This is a genomic window from Streptomyces sp. NPDC057638, from assembly GCF_042800315.1.
Classification (GTDB): Bacteria; Actinomycetota; Actinomycetes; order Streptomycetales; family Streptomycetaceae; genus Streptomyces.
This window is the reverse complement of record NZ_JBHVHF010000027.1, coordinates 26,288-43,168: the sequence shown is the minus strand read 5'-3', so window position 1 is coordinate 43,168 and position 16,881 is coordinate 26,288. Positions and strand designations below refer to the sequence as shown.

13 protein-coding genes are annotated in these 16,881 nt (G+C 74.6%); 3 read left to right on the top strand and 10 right to left on the bottom strand.

Annotation, left to right across the window (positions count from 1 at the left end; all coding sequences use genetic code 11):
* Positions 1–238: 238 nt before the first annotated feature.
* A complete protein-coding gene (locus ACFVIM_RS06535; RefSeq protein ID WP_384299298.1) occupies positions 239–1,387 on the bottom strand; it encodes a glycerate kinase in 1,149 nt (382 codons plus the stop codon).
* Between the two features lie 107 nt (positions 1,388–1,494).
* Between ACFVIM_RS06535 and ACFVIM_RS06530 the strand changes: the two genes are divergently transcribed.
* Positions 1,495–2,565 (top strand): ADP-ribosylglycohydrolase family protein, encoded by a 1,071-nt coding sequence (locus ACFVIM_RS06530; protein WP_384299295.1) that lies wholly within the window; start codon positions 1,495–1,497, stop codon positions 2,563–2,565.
* A gap of 42 nt (positions 2,566–2,607) precedes the next feature.
* Here ACFVIM_RS06530 and ACFVIM_RS06525 read toward each other — a convergent pair whose 3' ends face one another.
* The 4 genes from ACFVIM_RS06525 to ACFVIM_RS06510 all read right to left on the bottom strand — a co-directional run bounded on the left by ACFVIM_RS06525 (position 2,608) and on the right by ACFVIM_RS06510 (position 7,480).
* Complete coding sequence (locus tag ACFVIM_RS06525) at positions 2,608–3,108, bottom strand: methylated-DNA--[protein]-cysteine S-methyltransferase (protein WP_384299292.1); 501 nt, start codon at positions 3,106–3,108, stop codon at positions 2,608–2,610.
* Positions 3,109–3,198: 90 nt separating this feature from the next.
* Positions 3,199–4,674 carry an AlkA N-terminal domain-containing protein gene (locus tag ACFVIM_RS06520; protein ID WP_384299289.1) on the bottom strand — a complete coding sequence of 492 codons (1,476 nt, stop codon included), beginning with the start codon at positions 4,672–4,674 and terminating at the stop codon, positions 3,199–3,201.
* Between the two features lie 83 nt (positions 4,675–4,757).
* Positions 4,758–6,167: a phytoene desaturase family protein gene (locus tag ACFVIM_RS06515; protein ID WP_384299304.1), complete on the bottom strand. Its 1,410-nt coding sequence runs from the start codon at positions 6,165–6,167 to the stop codon at positions 4,758–4,760.
* Between the two features lie 491 nt (positions 6,168–6,658).
* A complete protein-coding gene (locus ACFVIM_RS06510) occupies positions 6,659–7,480 on the bottom strand; it encodes an inositol monophosphatase family protein (protein WP_384299286.1) in 822 nt (273 codons plus the stop codon).
* 274 nt (positions 7,481–7,754) lie between these two features.
* Between ACFVIM_RS06510 and ACFVIM_RS06505 the strand changes: the two genes are divergently transcribed.
* Together ACFVIM_RS06505 and ACFVIM_RS06500 are read left to right on the top strand one after the other, a co-directional pair.
* A complete protein-coding gene (locus ACFVIM_RS06505) occupies positions 7,755–8,825 on the top strand; it encodes a biotin/lipoate A/B protein ligase family protein (protein ID WP_384299284.1) in 1,071 nt (356 codons plus the stop codon).
* 318 nt (positions 8,826–9,143) lie between these two features.
* The gene (locus tag ACFVIM_RS06500) at positions 9,144–9,410 is read left to right on the top strand and encodes a hypothetical protein (protein ID WP_384299281.1); all 267 of its coding nucleotides are present in this window, start codon (positions 9,144–9,146) and stop codon (positions 9,408–9,410) included.
* 81 nt (positions 9,411–9,491) lie between these two features.
* Here ACFVIM_RS06500 and ACFVIM_RS06495 read toward each other — a convergent pair whose 3' ends face one another.
* The 5 genes from ACFVIM_RS06495 to ACFVIM_RS06475 form a co-directional block, all read right to left on the bottom strand.
* Positions 9,492–10,493 (bottom strand): TIGR03842 family LLM class F420-dependent oxidoreductase, encoded by a 1,002-nt coding sequence (locus ACFVIM_RS06495; protein ID WP_384299278.1) that lies wholly within the window; start codon positions 10,491–10,493, stop codon positions 9,492–9,494.
* 214 nt (positions 10,494–10,707) lie between these two features.
* Positions 10,708–12,114 carry a dihydropyrimidinase gene (gene hydA / locus ACFVIM_RS06490; RefSeq protein ID WP_384299275.1) on the bottom strand — a complete coding sequence of 469 codons (1,407 nt, stop codon included), beginning with the start codon at positions 12,112–12,114 and terminating at the stop codon, positions 10,708–10,710.
* 213 nt (positions 12,115–12,327) lie between these two features.
* On the bottom strand, positions 12,328–13,605 hold the full coding sequence (locus tag ACFVIM_RS06485) for an aspartate aminotransferase family protein (protein WP_384299272.1): 1,278 nt from the start codon (positions 13,603–13,605) through the stop codon (positions 12,328–12,330).
* On the bottom strand, positions 13,602–14,444 hold the full coding sequence (locus tag ACFVIM_RS06480; protein WP_384299269.1) for a nitrilase-related carbon-nitrogen hydrolase: 843 nt from the start codon (positions 14,442–14,444) through the stop codon (positions 13,602–13,604). The genes ACFVIM_RS06485 and ACFVIM_RS06480 overlap by 4 nt, the downstream gene beginning before the upstream one ends.
* A gap of 429 nt (positions 14,445–14,873) precedes the next feature.
* Positions 14,874–16,658, bottom strand: coding sequence for a hypothetical protein (locus tag ACFVIM_RS06475; protein WP_384299266.1), 1,785 nt, complete (start codon positions 16,656–16,658; stop codon positions 14,874–14,876).
* Positions 16,659–16,881: the final 223 nt, after the last annotated feature.

Below are 16,881 nucleotides of genomic sequence, written 5' to 3'. Positions count from 1 at the left end.
CACTCACCGTGTCCGGGCCCTCGGGCGTGTACGGGAGCGTACGGAGGCGGGGAACCCTCCTCGTACGGAAGCGGAGGAAGCTGAGGAAGCGGCGCGGGCCGCTCGGCGGTGCCCGCGCGGTCCCGCCCGGCCTGCGGACGCCCGGCACTCCCCCGGGAGCCCAGGGTGGCGGACGTCGCGGGCCCCTCTCCCGGGGCCTCGCCCCGGTGGGAGGACGGCGCTGCCGCGCGGACACGGCCTACGGTGACAGCGGGGTCTCCCGGGCCAGCCGTTCGGCCAGGCGCTCCAGCAGGGGTCCCGCGTCGCGCAGGCAGCGCTCCGGGTCGGGCTCCAGGTCCAGCAGGGCGTAGGCGCGGGCGATGCCCACCCCGGCCAGCTCCGCCGGGGTCAGGGCGAGACGGCCGCAGACCGCGACCACCTCACGGCCCCGGGCGCGGGCGGCGGCGGCGACCCCGGCGGGGGCCTTGCCCTGGAGGGTCTGGGTGTCGAGGGAGCCCTCCCCCGTGATCACCAGGGTCGCCCGTTCCAGGGCCGCCGCGAAGCCGAGGACATCGAGGACGACCTCGATCCCGGGCCGCGCCCGCGCTCCGAGCACCGCCAGCGCCGCGTACCCCACACCACCGGCCGCCCCGGCGCCCCGGTCCGCCGCGCGCTCCGGGCCCAGCACCGAGGCGTAGTGGGCCAGGGCCGCGTCCAGCAGGGTGATGTCGTCGGCGGTGGCGCCCTTCTGCGGGCCGTAGACGGCCGCGGCGCCGTCCGGGCCGGTCAGCGGGTTGGCGACATCGCTGGCCAGGATCAGCTCGGCCGTGGTGAGCCGGGGGTCGAGCCCGGACAGATCCACGGTGGCCAGGGCGCCCAGCGCCGCTCCCCCGGGCGGAAGCCCGGCGCCCGAGGCGTCCAGCAGCCGGGCCCCGAGGGCGCTGAGCATGCCCGCGCCGCCGTCGGTGGTGGCGCTGCCGCCGACCCCGAGGACGATCGTGCGCGCCCCGGCGTCCAGGGCGGCCCGCAGCAGCTCGCCGGTGCCCCGGCTGGTGGCGGTGAGCGGGGCGAACCGCTCCGGGCCGACCCCGGGCAGCCGCTGGAGCCCGGACGCCTCCGCCATCTCGACCACGGCGGTCCCGCCGCGCAGGGCGTAGGCGGCGGTCACGGGGGTGCCCAGCGGTCCGGTGACCCGGGCCTCGCGCCGGGTGAACCCGGCGGCCACCGCCGCCGCGACCGTGCCGTCGCCGCCGTCGGCGACCGGGAGCGACTCCACCGCGAGACCGGGCACGGCCCGCCGCAGCCCGGCCGTCACCCGCTCGGCGACCTGGGCGGCCGTCAGCGAGCCCTTGAACTTGTCCGCCGCCACCAGGACATGGGCGGGCGGGATCACTGCTCCGTTCGTCACTTCGTATCCCTCGCTGTCGAACAGGCAGTCGCGCCGCGACCGACAGTATCCGCCCGGTCGGCGGACGTGCCACCCTCGACAGCGGACAAACGGGGTAGGCCGTAGCCATGGGACTGCGACATGTGGAGCTTTCGGACCGGATCCTCGGCGGCTGGCTGGGCCGGGTGGCGGGCAATATGCTCGGCAAACCGGTGGAGCGCGGCGACTACTGGTCACGCGAGCGCATCGACCGCTATCTGCGCCGCACGGGCGCGTTCCCGCTGCGGGACTATCTGCCGCCGCCGCCCTCCGACACCGAGCCCGGCGAGTTCGATCTGCGGCCGGAGTGGCCGCAGTGCGTCCGGGGCCGGATCCACGGCAGCTGCCGGGACGACGACGTGGACTACTCGATCCTCGGGCTCCATCTGCTGGAGGCGCACGGCTTCGGCTTCACCACCGAGCAGGTGGGCGACATGTGGCTGCGGCGGCTGCCCTACCTCCAGACCTTCACCGCCGAGCGGATCGCGTACCGCAATCTCGCCAACGGGCTCAAGCCGCCGCTGACCGCCTCCCACCAAAACCCCTACCAGGAGTGGGTGGGCGCCCTGATCCGCGCCGACGTCTTCGGCTGGACCTCCCCCGGCGACCCGGCCCGCGCCGCCGCCCTCGCCCGCCGGGACGCGGTCCTCTCCCACCAGGGCAACGGGGTCCACGGCGCGATGTGGGCCGCCGCGCTGATCGCCGCCGCCTTCACCGCGGGCGGCCCGCGCGAGGCCGTGGCGGCGTCGCTGGGCCAGATCCCGCCGAACAGCAGGCTGGCCCGCACGGTCCGGGCGACGGCGGCCCTGTACGACGCGGGCGCCGCGTGGCCGGAGAACCTCGCCGAGCTGGAGCGCGCCACCGAGGGGCTGCACTGGATCCACGCCGTGCCCAACGCGGGCGTCATCACGGCGGGCCTGCTGTACGGGGGCGGTGACTTCACCGAGACGGTGACCCTGACCGTGCGCGGTGGTCAGGACACCGACTCGTGCGGGGCGACCGCGGGGTCGGTGGCCGGGGTGCTCTGCGGGGCGTCGGGGATCCCCGGGCAGTGGACCGCACCGCTCGGGGACCGGGTGCGCAGCGCGGTCCTGGGCTTCGACAACGCCCGTATCAGCGAGCTGGCGGCGCGTACCGCCCGGCTGGCCGCGACGGCGTGATCCGGTGCCGTCGCGGTCCAGGGCCGGGCGCCCCGGGCTCGCTCAGAAGAGGGCGGCGGGCTCGGTGTCGCCCGACTCGAAGGAGAGCAGGCGCTGCTTGCGGGTCAGCCCGCCCCCGTACCCGGTCAGGCTGCCGGTGGAGCCGATGACGCGGTGGCAGGGGACGATGATCGAGACCGGGTTCTTGCCGTTGGCGAGGCCGACGGCGCGCGAGGCCTGGGGGTTGCCGAGTTCATGGGCGAGCTCGCCGTAGCTGCGGGTCTCGCCGTACGGGATGGCCAGCAGCCGCTCCCAGACCCGCCGCTGGAAGTCGGTGCCCGCGGAGAGGTCGAGCGGCAGGTCGAAGGTGGTCAGCTCGCGGGCGAAGTAGGCGTCGAGCTGGCGCAGGGCCTCGGTGAAGGGGGCCGGGTCGGGGGCGCCGAAGGTCTCCTCGGCGGGTCGGTGGCGCTGGTCGGTCATATACAGCCCGCTGAGGACGCCGTCGGTGGCGACCAGGGTCAGCGCGCCGTAGGGGCTGTCGATGACGGTGTGGACACGGGTCATGGTGCTGGTCCTTCTCCGTTTTCCGGGAGGTTTTCCGGGAGGTTTTCCGGGCGGTCTTCCGGGCGGTCTTCCGGGAGGTTTTCCGGGCGGTCAGGCGGGGAGGTGGTTGATGGGGTGGTCGTCGGTGGCCCACAGGTACTGGACGGCGTAGGCGCGCCAAGGGCGCCAGGCCGCCGCGTGCGCGGTGAGCGCGGCCGGGGTGGCGGGCAGGCCGAGTCCGGCCGCCGCCCGGCGCATCCCGAGGTCGGTGGGGAGGAAGGCGTCCGGGTCGCCGAGGGCGCGCATCGCGATCACCTCGACGGTCCACGGGCCGAAGCCCGGGAGCGCGGCGAGCTGGGCGCGGGCCTGGTCCCAGTCGCTGTCGACGCCGAGCTTCAGCGAGCCGTCGGCGAGCGCGCCGACCAGGGTGGTGAGGGTGGTGCGGCGGCTGCGGGGCAGCGCCAGCGCCTCGGGGTCGAGCCCGGCGAGCGCCACCGGGTCCGGGAAGAGATGGGTCAGCCCGCCCTCGGGGTCGTCCACGGGCGTTCCGTACGCGGTGACCAGCCGGGCGGCGTGGGTGCGGGCGGCGGCGGTGGAGACCTGCTGGCCCAGGACCGCCCGTACCGCGAACTCCGCCGCGTCCACGGTCCGGGGCACCCGGCGTCCCGGGGCCGTGTCGACCAGGGGCCGCAGCAGGGGGTCGGCGCGCAGCTGCTCGTCGACGGCGACCGGGTCGGCGTCGAGGTCGAGCAGCCAGCGGCAGCGGCTGATGGCGAGGGTCAGATCGCGCGGATCGGTGAGGGAGAGCCGGCAGGCGACATGGTCGGGCCGCGGGGTGAGGGCGACCACACCATGGCCGTAGGGAAGGGCGAGGGTGCGCCGGTAGGCGCCGTCGCGCCACTCCTCGACGCCGGGCACGGCGGTGGCGGCGAGATGGCCGAAGAGGTTGCTGGGGTCGAGCGGGGCGCGGTAGGGCAGCCGCAGGCTGATCACCCCGGGCGCCGGGGCCGGGGGGCCGCCGGTCCGTCCGGCGCGGGAGCGCAGCTCCCCGGGGGTGAGGGCGAAGACCTCGCGGACGGTGTCGTTGAAGGTGCGGACGGAGGAGAATCCGGCCGCGAACGCGATCTCCGCCATCGGCAGCGCGGTCGTCTCGATCAGCAGCCGGGCGGTCTGCGCCCGCTGGGCGCGGGCGAGGGCGAGCGGCCCGGCGCCCAGCTCGGCCAGGAGCTGGCGCTCGATCTGGCGGGTGGAGTACCCCAGGCGCGTGGCGAGTCCGGGGACGCCCTCGCGGTCCACGACACCGTCCTGGATCAGCCGCATGGCACGGGCGACGGTGTCGGCGCGGGCGTTCCACTCGGGTGAGCCGGGGGAGGTGTCGGGGCGGCACCGCTTACAGGCGCGGAACCCGGCCTGCTGACAGGCGGCGGCGCTCGGGTAGAAGGTCATGTTCTCGGCCTTCGGGGGCACGACCGGACAGCTCGGACGGCAGTAGATCCCGGTGGTCCGGACGGCGGTGAAGAACCAGCCGTCGAATCGGGCGTCCTTGGAGCGGACGGCGCGGACGCAGCGCTCGGTGTCGGTGTGCATGTCTCCAGCATCGCGCGCCCGCACCGCTGGGGCTGGCGGAAATCCGACATGAGCCTTCGCCGACCTGGCACCCCGCGCGGCACCTACAGCGCATGGCGCAGGGAGCGCCAGACCGCCTTGGCCGCGTTGTGGCCGGACATGCCGTGGACACCCGGGCCGGGCCAGGTGGCGGCGGAGCAGAGGAAGACCGAGGGGTGCCGGGTGGCGTAGGGGAAGAGGGTGGGGCGGGGGCGGAAGAGGAGCTGGAGGCCGCTGGCGGCGCCGCAGGCGATGTCGCCGCCGACGTAGTTGGCGTTACGGGCGAACAGCTCGGCGGGGCCCGCGGTCGCCCGGGCCAGGACCCGGTCGCGGAAGCCGGGCGCGAACCGTTCGAGCTGGCGCTCGATCGCCTCGGTGAGATCGCCGGTCCAGCCCTGGGGCACATGGCCGTACGCCCAGAAGACCTGACGGCCCCGCGGTGCCCGGCCCGGGTCGACCAGGCTCGGCTGGGCCGTGATCAGGAAGGGGGTCTCGGGGGCCTGCCCGCCGGTGGCCTGGCGCAGCGCGGTGGCGATCTCCCGGCTGGAGGGGCCGATCTGCACCGTCCCGGCCCGCCGGGCCTCGGGTGCCGTCCAGGGCACGGGGCCGTCCAGCGCGTAGTCGATCTTGAACGCGGCGGCGCCGTAGCGGTACCCCGCGTAGGCGCTGCCCAGGCCCGCGATCCGGGCGAGCGCGGTGGGCGAGGTGTCGAAGAGATAGGCGCGCGCCGGGGGGAGGTCATCCAGCCGCTTGACCTCGAAGTCGGTGTGCACCGCCCCGCCGAGGTCCCGCAGATAGCCGGTGAGCGCGTCCGCGATCGACTGCGAGCCTCCGCGCGGCACCGGCCACCCCCGTTCATGCGCGGCGAGCGCGAACAGCAGCCCGACGCCCGTGGTCGCCACCCCGTCCAGCGGGGCGATGACATGCGCGACCAGCCCGGCGAGCATCGCCCGCGCCCGGTCGTCGTGGAAGCGGCGCATGGTCCAGGCGTACGGAGGCAGCGCGGCCGCGCCGAACCGGGCCAGCCGCAGCGGATCGCGCGGCAGCGCGGTCAGCGGAAGCGACATGAAGTCCCGCACCAGCCCGTCCCAGCGGCCGAGATACGGCGTGACCAGCCGCCGGTAGGCCCCGGCGTCACGGGGGCCGAGCGAGGCGGCGGTCTCCGCGACCGAACGGGCCAGCACCGCGGCGGTGCCGTCGTCGAAGGGATGCGCCATGGGCAGCCGGGGGTGGAGCCACTCCAGGCCGTACCGCGCCAGCGGCATCTGCGCGAAGGCGGGCGAGCCGATCCCCAGCGGATGGACGGCGGAGCAGGGGTCGTGCCGGAAGCCCGGCAGGGTCAGCTCCTCGGTCCTGGCACCCCCGCCGACGGTCCCCTTCGCCTCGAACACGGCGACGGAGAGCCCCCGGCGCGCGAGCTCCACGGCGGCCGTGAGCCCGTTGGGCCCGGCGCCCACGACGGCGGCATCCAGCATCGGCGTCACGTCCGGACTCCTTCACCACGGGATGGGCCAGGCTTCCCAGGATATTCGGGGGTGCCACGCGGGGAAGCGGTACGCGGCGGGGCCGCCGGGACGCGGGGCGGGCCGCCGTGTGCCGCCGGACCCACAGGTCCGGACCCGTCTGGACGCACCGCTGGCCCCACGATACGGACGCACCCGGACGCGCCGGGCCGGATGCGCCGCCATGCGCACCGGCCACACACACCCCGCCCGCACCGCCGGATCCACCGGCCGGACGCACCCGTACGCACCGGCCGGACCCACCCGTACGCACAGGCCGGACCCACCCGGACACGCCAGGCACGACCGGCAACGCACAGCCCGGCACTCTCAGCACCGCGCTCCCCCGGCCTGACGCCACCCGCCTCCACCCGCGCACGGCCCAGCGCGCCGCCATGCATGCGGCTCGGCTCGCACCGTCATACGCACAGCCCGGCGCGTCCCAGACGGCGGATCGCCCGGGTTCAGCCGCGCAGCAGGCCCAGCAGCCGGGCCACCGTCTCCTCCGACCCGCCCGCCGTGAACGGGAGCGCGTTGCCGCCGTGGAGCCGGAAACGCTCGCCGGAGAGGGTGCGGTGGGTGCCGCCCGCCTCCGCGACCAGCAGGAGGCCCGCCGCGTGGTCCCAGGCGTGCTCCCAGGAGAACGCGACACCGTCCAGAGCGCCGCGCGCGATGGCGAGATACTCAAGACCGGCCGCGCCACAGGGGCGCGGGCGGACACCGGGGGTGTCCAGCCCCAGCAGGGCGCGCTTCTGCTCGGGGGTGGTGTAGTCGGGGTGCGACGTCGCCACCTCCAGATCGGCCCCGGGCCGGGGGCCACGGGTACGCAGCGGGGCGCCGTTGAGCAGGGCGCCCCGCCCCCGTATCGCCGTGGCCATCTCGTCGAGGACGGGCGCGTACGTCCACGAGGCGAGGATCTCGCCGCCGAGGGCGAGCGCGACCAGGGTGCAGAAGCCGGACTCGCCCCGGACGAACTGGCGGGTGCCGTCGACCGGGTCCACGATCCAGACCGGCGCGTCGCCCTCCAGCGCGGCGTAGACGGCGGGGTCGGCGTGGACGGCCTCCTCGCCGACGACGACGGAACCGGGCAGCAGCTGGGTCAGGGAGGCGGTCAGGTGCTCCTCCGCCAGCCGGTCGGCGACGGTCACCAGGTCGTGCGGACCGTTCTTCTCGACGATCTCGTCGGCCGCGAGTTGGCGGTGCCTCGGGAGGATCTCGGCGGCGGCGGCCTTACGGATCGCCCCGTCGACAGCGGACAGGTCACCAGTGAGGAAGTCGTCGATCATAGGTCCAGCTAAGCACGGTGCTCTGACACCCGGCGACGGGCCCCGGACTCGGGGCCGCGGGCGGCCCGGGGCGCTTGGCGCCCGGCCGTGCCGGTCCGGCCGGGGGGCGGGTCCCGTCACGGCCGGGGCCCTGCCGGAGGCCCGCGTGGCGGAACGTCCCACCGCCGCCGCCGGGCACCCGCGCTCCCTCCGGCCCCTGCGCGCCGACGGCGGTTTACGGTGGGGCCAGGACCCCCGCGACCGGCCGCGGGTCCCTGACCGGTGGAGGCGTGGCGTGCACGGCGAGTACAAGGTTCCCGGCGGCAAGCTGGTGGTCGTCGATCTCGATGTCGACGGCGGTACCGGGCGGCTGAGCAACGTCCGGGTGGGCGGGGACTTCTTCCTGGAGCCCGACGACGCCATCGCGCTCATCGACGCGGCCCTGGAGGGCGCCCCCTCCGACACCGACACCGCCGCCCTCACCGCCCGGATCGACGCCGTGCTGCCCGCGTCGGCGGTCCTCTTCGGCTTCACCACGGAGAGCGTCGCCATCGCGGTACGGCGGGCCCTCGCCCAGGCCACCGACTGGAGCGACTACGACTGGCAGCTCATCCACGAGGCCCCCCAGCCACCCGCGCTGCACATGGCGCTGGACGAGGTCATCACCGCCGAGGTCGCGGCGGGGCGGCGGCCCCCGACCCTGCGGGTCTGGCAGTGGGACTCCCCCGCCGTGATCATCGGCAGCTTCCAGTCCCTGCGCAACGAGGTCGACGCCGAGGGCGCGGCCCGCCACGGCGTGACCGTCGTCCGCCGTATCTCCGGCGGCGGGGCGATGTTCGCCGAGCCGCAGAGCACCATCACCTACTCGCTCTCGGTGCCCGAGTCCCTGGTCTCCGGACTCTCCTTCGCCGACTCGTACGCCTATCTCGACGACTGGGTCCTCGGCGCCCTCGGCGACATGGGCATCAAAGCCTGGTACCAGCCGCTGAACGACATCGCCACCGAGGTCGGCAAGGTCGCGGGCGCCGCCCAGAAGCGGATGGTCGGCCCCGACGGCGGGCCGGGCGCCGTGCTGCACCACGTGACCATGGCGTACGACATCGACGCCGACAAGATGACGGAGATCCTGCGGATCGGGCGGGAGAAGCTCTCCGACAAGGGCACCAAGAGCGCGAAGAAGCGGGTGGATCCGCTGCGGCGGCAGACGGGGCTGGCGCGCGGGGTGGTGATCGAGCGGATGATCGAGTCGTTCCGGGCGCGGTACGGGCTCACCCAGGGGGCGGTGACGGAGGAGGAGATGGCACACGCCCAGGACCTGGTCCGCACCAAGTTCGCCGCCGAGGAGTGGACCAGGCGCCTGCCCTGACCCGGGTCCTGCCGGTGCTCCCTGGTGCGGTGTTCCGGCCCGGGGAGCACCACACGATTCACCCGGACCGGCCCGCACGCACGCGGCGTAGGTCGTGTCCGCACAGGAGCGCCGTCCTCCCCTGGACGAAGTCCAGGGGGCGGGGGCTGCGGTGTCCGGTGCTGGGAGTACCCCCGGGCCGCAGAGCCCAGGGGTGGGGCCCCTCCCGGGCCGCAGGGCCCAGGGGTGGGGGCACCTCCCGGGCCGCAGGGCCCAGGGGGAGCGTGCCGGGCGTCGCGGGCCAGGCGGGGCTGCGCGCACGCGGCCTAGGCTGCGCGCATGGAGATTCGCGGCATCGACCCCAGAGACACCACATGGGAACAGGACCACGCCCGCTACCGGGTCTATTTCTGGGACCGGTTGAACACCCACTCCCATGAGTACGAGATCCTCGGCGAGGTCGACATCGGTGAACTCCTGGCCTGGGCCGAGGAGTACGCCACTGAGCGGGGATGGGCCTACACCGTCTACGTCGTCGCCACGGACCGGGGCGAACGGGGTCTCATCCGGCTCGCCGGAGTGCTCGGGGACCCCTTCGCCCCGTAGGGCCTGTCTGATGGATCGGGCCGGGGCCCGGGGTGCCCGGCCGTGCGGGACGCCCGTGCGGGGAGTGGCACGGGCGCCGGGTCACGAGGACAGGGCCGGGATCACGGACGTCCCGTACGCGTCGAGCATGGCCTCCTTCGCGTCGTGCATCGCGTACACCGCGAACTGGTCCACCCCCACCGCCCGCAGCGCCCGCAACTTCTCCACATGCGCCTCCACCGGCCCCAGCAGACAGAAGCGGTCCACGATCTCGTCGGGCACGAAGTCCGCCGAGGGGTTCCCGGCACGGCCGTGGTGGCTGTAGTCGTAGCCCTCGCGTGCCGCGATGTACGAGGTGAGCGCCTCGGGCACCAGGGAGGAGTGTTCGCCGTAGCGGGCGACGAGGTCGGCGACGTGGTTGCCGACCATCCCGCCGAACCAGCGGCACTGTTCGCGGGCGTGGGCGAGGTCGTCCCCGACGTACGCGGGCGCGGCGACGCAGATGGTGAGCGCGTCCGGGTCGCGTCCGGCGTCGGAGGCGGCGGTCCGTACGGCCCGCACCATGGTCTCGGTGAGGTAGGGGTCGGCGAGCTGGAGGATGAAGCCGTCGGCCTTCTGCCCGGCGAGCGCCAGGGCCTTGGGCCCGTAGGCCGCCATCCAGACGGGCAGCCGGCCCTCCTCCACCCAGGCGAGCCGCAGCGGCTGGCCGTCGACGACGGTCTCGCGGCCCTCGGCGAGGTCGCGGATGGCGTCGATGGCGTCGCCGAGCCGGGCGAGGGTGGTGGGGGCGCGTCCGGCGACGCGCAGCGCCGAGTCACCCCGGCCGATGCCGCAGACGGTGCGGTTGCCGTACATGTCGTTGAGGGTGGCGAAGGTGGAGGCGGTCACCTCCCAGCTGCGGGTGGCGGGGTTGGTGACCATCGGTCCGACGATCATCCGCTCGGTGTGTTCCAGGACGCGGCTGTAGATGACGAAGGGCTCCTGCCAGAGCACCGCCGAGTCGAAGGTCCAGCCGTAGCGGAAGCCCTGGCGCTCGGCCCTGCGCATCAGGTCGACCACGGCGGAGGCGGGCGGGTCGGTCTGGAGGACGAGTCCGAAGTCCATGGGGGTCACTGCTCCTTGCCGTGGGGTGTTCGGGCCGGGAGGGTGCCTCCCGGCCCGGGTGGTGCGGTGCGGGGTCCCCCGCGGAGGACCCCGCACGGTGCGGGACCGCCGTGTGACGTGGCCGGAGGGCCGGGAGCCCGCGCGGCCGGGGCCCGGTGCCGGGAGCCCGCGTACGGATGCCCCGCCGCGTGCGGAGGCCGGGTCCCGCCGCGCCTCAGCCGAGGTACTGGCACGTCCCGCGCGGGACGTACCGCCCGTGCCCCGCCCGTCCGGTGAAGGTGCGGCGGTCGAGGACGAGTTCGCCACGGGACAGGACGGTCTCCACCTGGCCGGTGATCCGGCGTCCCTCGTACGCCGAGTAGTCGACGTTCATATGGTGGGTCCGGGCGGAGATGGTCTGTTCGGCGGCCGGGTCGTAGATCACCACGTCGGCGTCGGACCCGGGCGCGATGGTGCCCTTGCGGGGGTAGAGGCCGAACATCCGCGCCGGGGTGGCGCAGGCCACCTCGATCCAGCGGCGGCGGGTGAGACGGCCGTCGAGGACGGCCTGGTGGAGGAGGTCCATCCGGTTCTCCACGCCCGGCAGTCCGTTGGGGATCTTGGAGAAGTCGCCCCGGCCGAGTTCCTTCTGACCGGAGAAGCAGAAGGGGCAGTGGTCGGTGGAGACCACCTGGAGGTCGTCGGTGCGCAGCCCGCGCCAGAGCGCCGCCTGGTGCTCGCGGGGGCGCAGCGGAGTGGAGCAGACGTACTTGGCGCCCTCGAAGTCCGGCTCGGCGAGGTTGTCGGTGGAGAGGAAGAGGTACTGGGGACAGGTCTCGCCGAAGACGGGCAGCCCCTTGTCCCGGGCGGTGACGATCTCGGCGACGGCCTCCTCGGCGGAGACATGGACCACGTAGAGCGGGGCTCCGGCGACCCGGGCGAGCGCGATGGCGCGATGGGTCGCCTCGGCCTCCAGCAGGGCTCTGCGGACCTCGCCGTGGTAGCGGGGGTCGGTGTGACCGGCGGCGAGGGCCTGTGCCACCAGGACGTCGATGGCGATGCCGTTCTCGGCGTGCATCATGATCAGCCCGCCGTTGGCGGCGGAGCGCTGCATGGCGCGCAGGATCTGGCCGTCGTCGCTGTAGAAGACGCCGGGGTAGGCCATGAAGAGCTTGAACGAGGTCACGCCCTCCTCGACCAGCCGGTCCAGCTCCCTGAGCGAGGAGTCCTGGACATCGGAGAGGATCATGTGGAAGGCGTAGTCGATGGCGCAGCGGCCGTCCGCCTTGGCGTACCAGGCGTCGAGCCCCTCGCGCAGGGAGTGGCCGACGGACTGGACCGCGAAGTCCACGATCGTGGTGGTGCCGCCCCAGGCGGCGGCCCGGGTGCCGCTCTCGAAGTCGTCGGAGGCGAAGGTCCCGCCGAACGGCAGTTCCATATGGGTGTGGGCGTCGACGCCGCCCGGGATGACATATCTGCCGGAGGCGTCGATGACGCGCTCGGCGGTCCAGGAGTCGGCGACGGAGGTGCCGTGCGCGGCGAGCGCGACGACACGGCCCTCGTCGATCAGGACGTCGGCGTGGATCTCGTCCGCGGCGGTGATGACCAGACCGCCGCGGATGAGGGTGCGGGTGGTGCTCATGGGGTGCGCTCCCTTGGGGTGTCGGCCGGGCGTCGCGGCACGGGTGGTCCGGGGGCCGTCGGGCCCTCCGCCTGATACGGGCGGGGGCCGTCGTGGCCGCGTACGGGCCCGGCCGGAGGCCGCGTACGGGGTCATGGCCGGACTCGGTACGGAGTCACGGTCACGGAGACGGCACCGGTCACGGCCCCGGCCCCGGGCGGGGCTGACGGGTGCTCAGAGGACGCTCAGCGCCCGCCCCAGGATCGCGGCCCCCTCCTCCGCCTCCGCGACGGTCAGCGACAGCGGCGGGGCGATCCGCAGCACGCTGGTGTTGTGCCCGCCGCCCTTGCCGATGAGCAGCCCGTTCTCCCGGGCCGCCTCCAGGACCTGGGCCGCCGCCTCGGGGGCGGCCTCGTCGGTGCCGGGCCGGGAGAGTTCGATGCCGATCATCAGCCCCCGGCCGCGTACCTCCCGTACCGCCGGAACGGTCGCGGCGACGCCCCGCAGCCGCTCGATCAGCAGTCCGCCGACCCGGCGGGCGTTGCCCTGGAGGTCGTGTTCGAGGAGGTACGAGAGGTTGGCGAGCCCGGCGGCCATGGTGACCGGGGAGCCGCCGAAGGTGGAGATGGAGTTGGCGTCGAGGGAGTTCATGACGGCGGCCGAGGCGACGACCCCGCCGATGGACATGCCGTTGCCGATGCCCTTGGCGAAGGTGAGGATGTCCGGCGGACCGCTGCCGTCATGGGCCTGCCAGCCCCAGAAGTGGTCACCGGTGCGGCCCCAGCCGGTCTGGACCTCGTCGGAGATCCAGAGGATGCCGTGGCGGGCGAGGACCTCGCGGAAGGCCGCGTAGAGCCCGTCGGGCGGTGCGGTGAAGCCGCCGACGCCCTGGATCGGCTCGGCGATCAGCGCGGCGACGTCATGGGTGTGGCCGAGCAGGTCCTCCAGGTCGGCCACGCACGCCTTGACGAACCGTTCGTCGGAGAGCTGGGCGTAGGGGCCCCGGCTGCGGACGGCGCCGTGGACGTAGAGGGTCTGGAGCGGGGAGAGGGTGGTGGGCGACCAGCCCCGGTTACCGGTGATGGAGACCGCCGAGAAGGAGCGGCCGTGGTAGCTGTTGCGCATCGCGAGTATCTGGTTGGTGCGGCGGTGCGCGGTCGCCAGCAGCAGGGCGGTGTCGTTGGCCTCGGTGCCGGAGGTGGTGAAGAAGACCCGGGCGTCGGGGATGCCGGAGACGGCGGCGATCCGTTCCGCCAGCTCCACCATGGGGCGGTTGAGGTAGAGGGTGGAGGAGTGGATCATCCGCCCGGCCTGGTCGGCGACGGCCTTGGTGACCTCCGGCAGGGCGTGGGCGGTCATGGTGGTGAGGATGCCGCCGAAGAAGTCGAGATAGCGGTTGCCGTCGGCGTCCCAGACATGGCGGCCCTCGCCGTGGGTCAGCTCGATGGGCCGCTGGTAGTAGAGGGCGACCCAGTCGGGGATGACGGCGCGGTGCCGGTCGTACAGGGTCACGGGTTCACCAGCCCTTCATAGGCGTCGGGCCGCCGGTCCCGGTAGAAGGCCCACTGCTGGCGCACGGTGTCGATCAGACCGAAGTCGAGGTCGCGGACGACGAGTTCCTCCGCCGTGTCGCTGGCGACCTCGCCGACGATCTGGCCGCGCGGGTCGACGAAGTAGCTGCTGCCGTAGAAGTCGTTGTCGCCGTACTCCTCCTGGCCGACGCGGTTGATCGCGGCGACGAAGTACTCGTTGGCCACGGCGGCGGCGGGCTGTTCGAGCTGCCAGAGGTAGGCGGAGAGCCCGCGCGAGGTGGCGGAGGGGTTGTAGACCAGCTGGGCACCGGCGAGACCGAGCTGGCGCCAGCCCTCGGGGAAGTGGCGGTCGTAGCAGATGTAGACGCCGATCCGTCCGGCGGCGGTGTCGAAGACGGGCCAGCCCGCGTTGCCGGGGCGGAAGTAGTACTTCTCCCAGAACCCCTTCACCTGCGGGATGTGGTGCTTGCGGTACTTGCCGAGGTACGAACCGTCGGCGTCGATCACGGCGGCGGTGTTGTAGTAGAGACCGGAGCCCTCGATCTCGAAGACGGGGACCACGATCACCATGCCGGTCTCCCGGGCGAGATCGCGCATCCGGCTCACGGTGGGCCCGTCGGGGACGGGCTCGGCCCAGCGGTAGTGCTCGGGTTCCTGGACCTGACAGAAGTACGGGGCGTTGAAGACTTCCTGGAAACCGATGACCTTGGCGCCACGGCGGGCCGCCTCACGGGCGTGGTGCTCATGCTTGGCGATCATGGATTCGGTGTCGCCGGTCCAGCTGGCCTGGACCAGTGCGGCGCGTACGACAGTGGCCATGAGCTGCTCCTTCGACCGGACGTCAGCGAGCCTCTACGCACGTAGACGCGGTGCGTAGATGGAGAACCTAAGCCCCGTCACCAAGCGGTGCAAGACCATCGCCGCGAACCGGCGGAGTCGATCTTGATTCACTCGTACGGGGGAGCAAGTGGCCCGTGGGGCGGGGTCGGTGGCCGCCGGTACGGGGGTGATCGGCGGCCCGGAGGCGCGGTGCCGTACCGCCCGGCACGGGGAGGCACGCGGTGCGGAGTGCGGGCAGCGGAAGCGGGCGTGATCCGGCCGGGCCAGGCGCGCGGGGGTGCCGAGGGGCGCGCCAGGCCCATGTGCGCGCCGGGGCGGACGGCAGGGCACGGGGCGGCACGCGGGGCCCGGGGCGGGCGGGGCACGGGGCGGGCGGGGCCCGGCCGTCCGGGGCTCGCCCCTCCACGCTCATCGCTCCAGATGGCCTGCGACCCGCAGCGCGTGCGTCAGATCGCGCTCATGGGAGCCGCCCGCCGCCCGTGCGGCGGCGAGCAGCGCCGGAACCAGCCGGGCGGGCGCGGGGTCGGCGACCCTGGCCGCGTCGGCGGCGCTGTGCTGCTGGACGCAGGCGATGAGGAGGGCGGGCGCCCGGTCGCCCTGCCCCAGGTCGTCGAGGAGAAGCACGGTGTCGGCGATCTCGGCCACCGGCCGCACCACGCCCTGGCGGAGCAACTGGGCTCCGTCGTCGTCCCAGCCCCACTCGGACAGGGCGGCGGCGACGGCCGCGACCCGGGGCAGCGGCTGGGCGGCGGCCTCCCACAGCAGGGTGGTCCAGTCGGCGCCGAGTCCGGCGTGGTGCAGCGCCTCCCCGATGGCGGGCAGCCACTCGGCGGGCAGGGCGGCGGCCTCGCAGATCAGTCCGTACGCCTCCCCGCCCCGGCCCTGGCGCCGCAGCAGGGCCAGCGTCCCGGCGACTTCACGGGCCCCATGGGCCACGGCGGCCTCGTCGGGATCGTGGGGATCAGCGGGCGCGGCGGGCTGATGAGCCTCGTACGGCGCCATGGCCTCATCGGGTCCGGTGACCCCGTCGGGCCGGTCGTTGCCGTGAACCCCGTTGACCGAGCCGACCCCGCTGAACCCACCACCACCCCCACCGCCAGGAAACGGAGCGGATCCCGCCGGGTCGACGGCCATCCCGTCCCCGGCACCGACGGCTCGTCCCGGCCGCGCCGTACCCCCCGTACCGGCTCCGTCCCCGGCGGCACCGGCGACACTCCCGCCGGCCGGAGAACGGCCCTCGGCGGTCTCGTACCGCGCCGGATCGGTGGCGGCTTCCCCGGCGTGGGGCGCGCGCGCCCCCGCGAACCGGGCCCCCAGCGAGCGCCGCCGCCGGGCCTTCTGCTTCGGCCCCCGCCGCTCCTCCTCCTGGCGCTCCTGGTGCCGCTCGGCCCGGACCGGGGGGCCGTCGCCGTACGGGTCCCCGCCGTTCCCGGCCCGTACGGCGGCGGGGTCCGCCCCGACGTCCGGCCCGGCATCCGGCCCCGCGCTGGGCGGCTCCGCCGCGAACGGGGCCACGGCACCACCGTGACCCGGGGCACCCCCGTACCCGGTGGTGTCCGGGGCGGCGGGGGGCAGTGGGCCGGGAAGGGCCACCGGAGCCCGGCCTGAATCCCGTAGTTCGCCTGACTCCGGCGGCTCCGGTGACGGACTGAGCAACGGCGGCGGCGCGGCGGCCGGGGTACGGTCCGTCAGCGCGTCCAGACGGCCGCGCAGCTCGGCGAGGCGAGCGGTGGCACGGGCCCGCAGATCATGGGCCCACCGCAGCTCGCGCACCACACGTTCCCGCTCACCCGCGTCGTCCGCGCCGCGCGGCGGGGACTCCAGCAGCCGGGTCAGCTCGTCGGCGTGGACGGTCGCGCGGATCAGCTCGCCACGGGTCCGCTCCACCCCGGCCTCCAGCGCCTGCACACCGCCCGGCCGCCGGTCGAAGACGGAGACGGCGGCGGAGTGGAGCCTGCGGGCGCGGGCCTCCTCCTCCGCCACGAAGCCGGAGCCGTGCGCGGTCACCAGATCGTGGAGCAGGCTCTCGACCAGGTCCCACGGCGGGACCTCGACCCCCGCCGCACAGAGCCGCATCCCCTCGGGATCACGGTCGAGGAAGACGGCGTACCAGCCGCGCTCATGATCCAGCCGGGCGGTCAGCCCGGCCAGATACCGGGTGAACGCCTCACGTTCCGCAGGAAGTTGACGCACCGTCACCGCCACCGATCGCCAGGGTCCCGGGCGCGGGGCGCCCGGCCGACGAGACCCGAAGCTACGGGGAAGCCGACCGGCGCGCACCCCCGATGGGTCACAGCACGGACACAGCCGCGTCACACCCCCGTGCGGGCCCGGCGCGCCGACGGCGCAGGGCCACGGGCGCCCCCACCCCACCCGACCGCCACGCGGGCCCGGCACGCGGACCTAGGCCCGGACA

Bases quoted from the DNA above. Each gene is read 5' to 3' on its own strand.
- ACFVIM_RS06530 (WP_384299295.1), top strand. From the start codon at position 1,495: ATGGGACTGCGACATGTGGAGCTTTCGGACCGGATCCTCGGCGGCTGG.
- ACFVIM_RS06525 (WP_384299292.1), bottom strand. From the start codon at position 3,108: ATGACCCGTGTCCACACCGTCATCGACAGCCCCTACGGCGCGCTGACC.
- ACFVIM_RS06520 (WP_384299289.1), bottom strand. From the start codon at position 4,674: ATGCACACCGACACCGAGCGCTGCGTCCGCGCCGTCCGCTCCAAGGAC.
- ACFVIM_RS06515 (WP_384299304.1), bottom strand. From the start codon at position 6,167: ATGCTGGATGCCGCCGTCGTGGGCGCCGGGCCCAACGGGCTCACGGCC.
- ACFVIM_RS06510 (WP_384299286.1), bottom strand. From the start codon at position 7,480: ATGATCGACGACTTCCTCACTGGTGACCTGTCCGCTGTCGACGGGGCG.
- ACFVIM_RS06500 (WP_384299281.1), top strand. From the start codon at position 9,144: ATGGAGATTCGCGGCATCGACCCCAGAGACACCACATGGGAACAGGAC.
- ACFVIM_RS06495 (WP_384299278.1), bottom strand. From the start codon at position 10,493: ATGGACTTCGGACTCGTCCTCCAGACCGACCCGCCCGCCTCCGCCGTG.
- hydA (WP_384299275.1), bottom strand. From the start codon at position 12,114: ATGAGCACCACCCGCACCCTCATCCGCGGCGGTCTGGTCATCACCGCC.
- ACFVIM_RS06480 (WP_384299269.1), bottom strand. From the start codon at position 14,444: ATGGCCACTGTCGTACGCGCCGCACTGGTCCAGGCCAGCTGGACCGGC.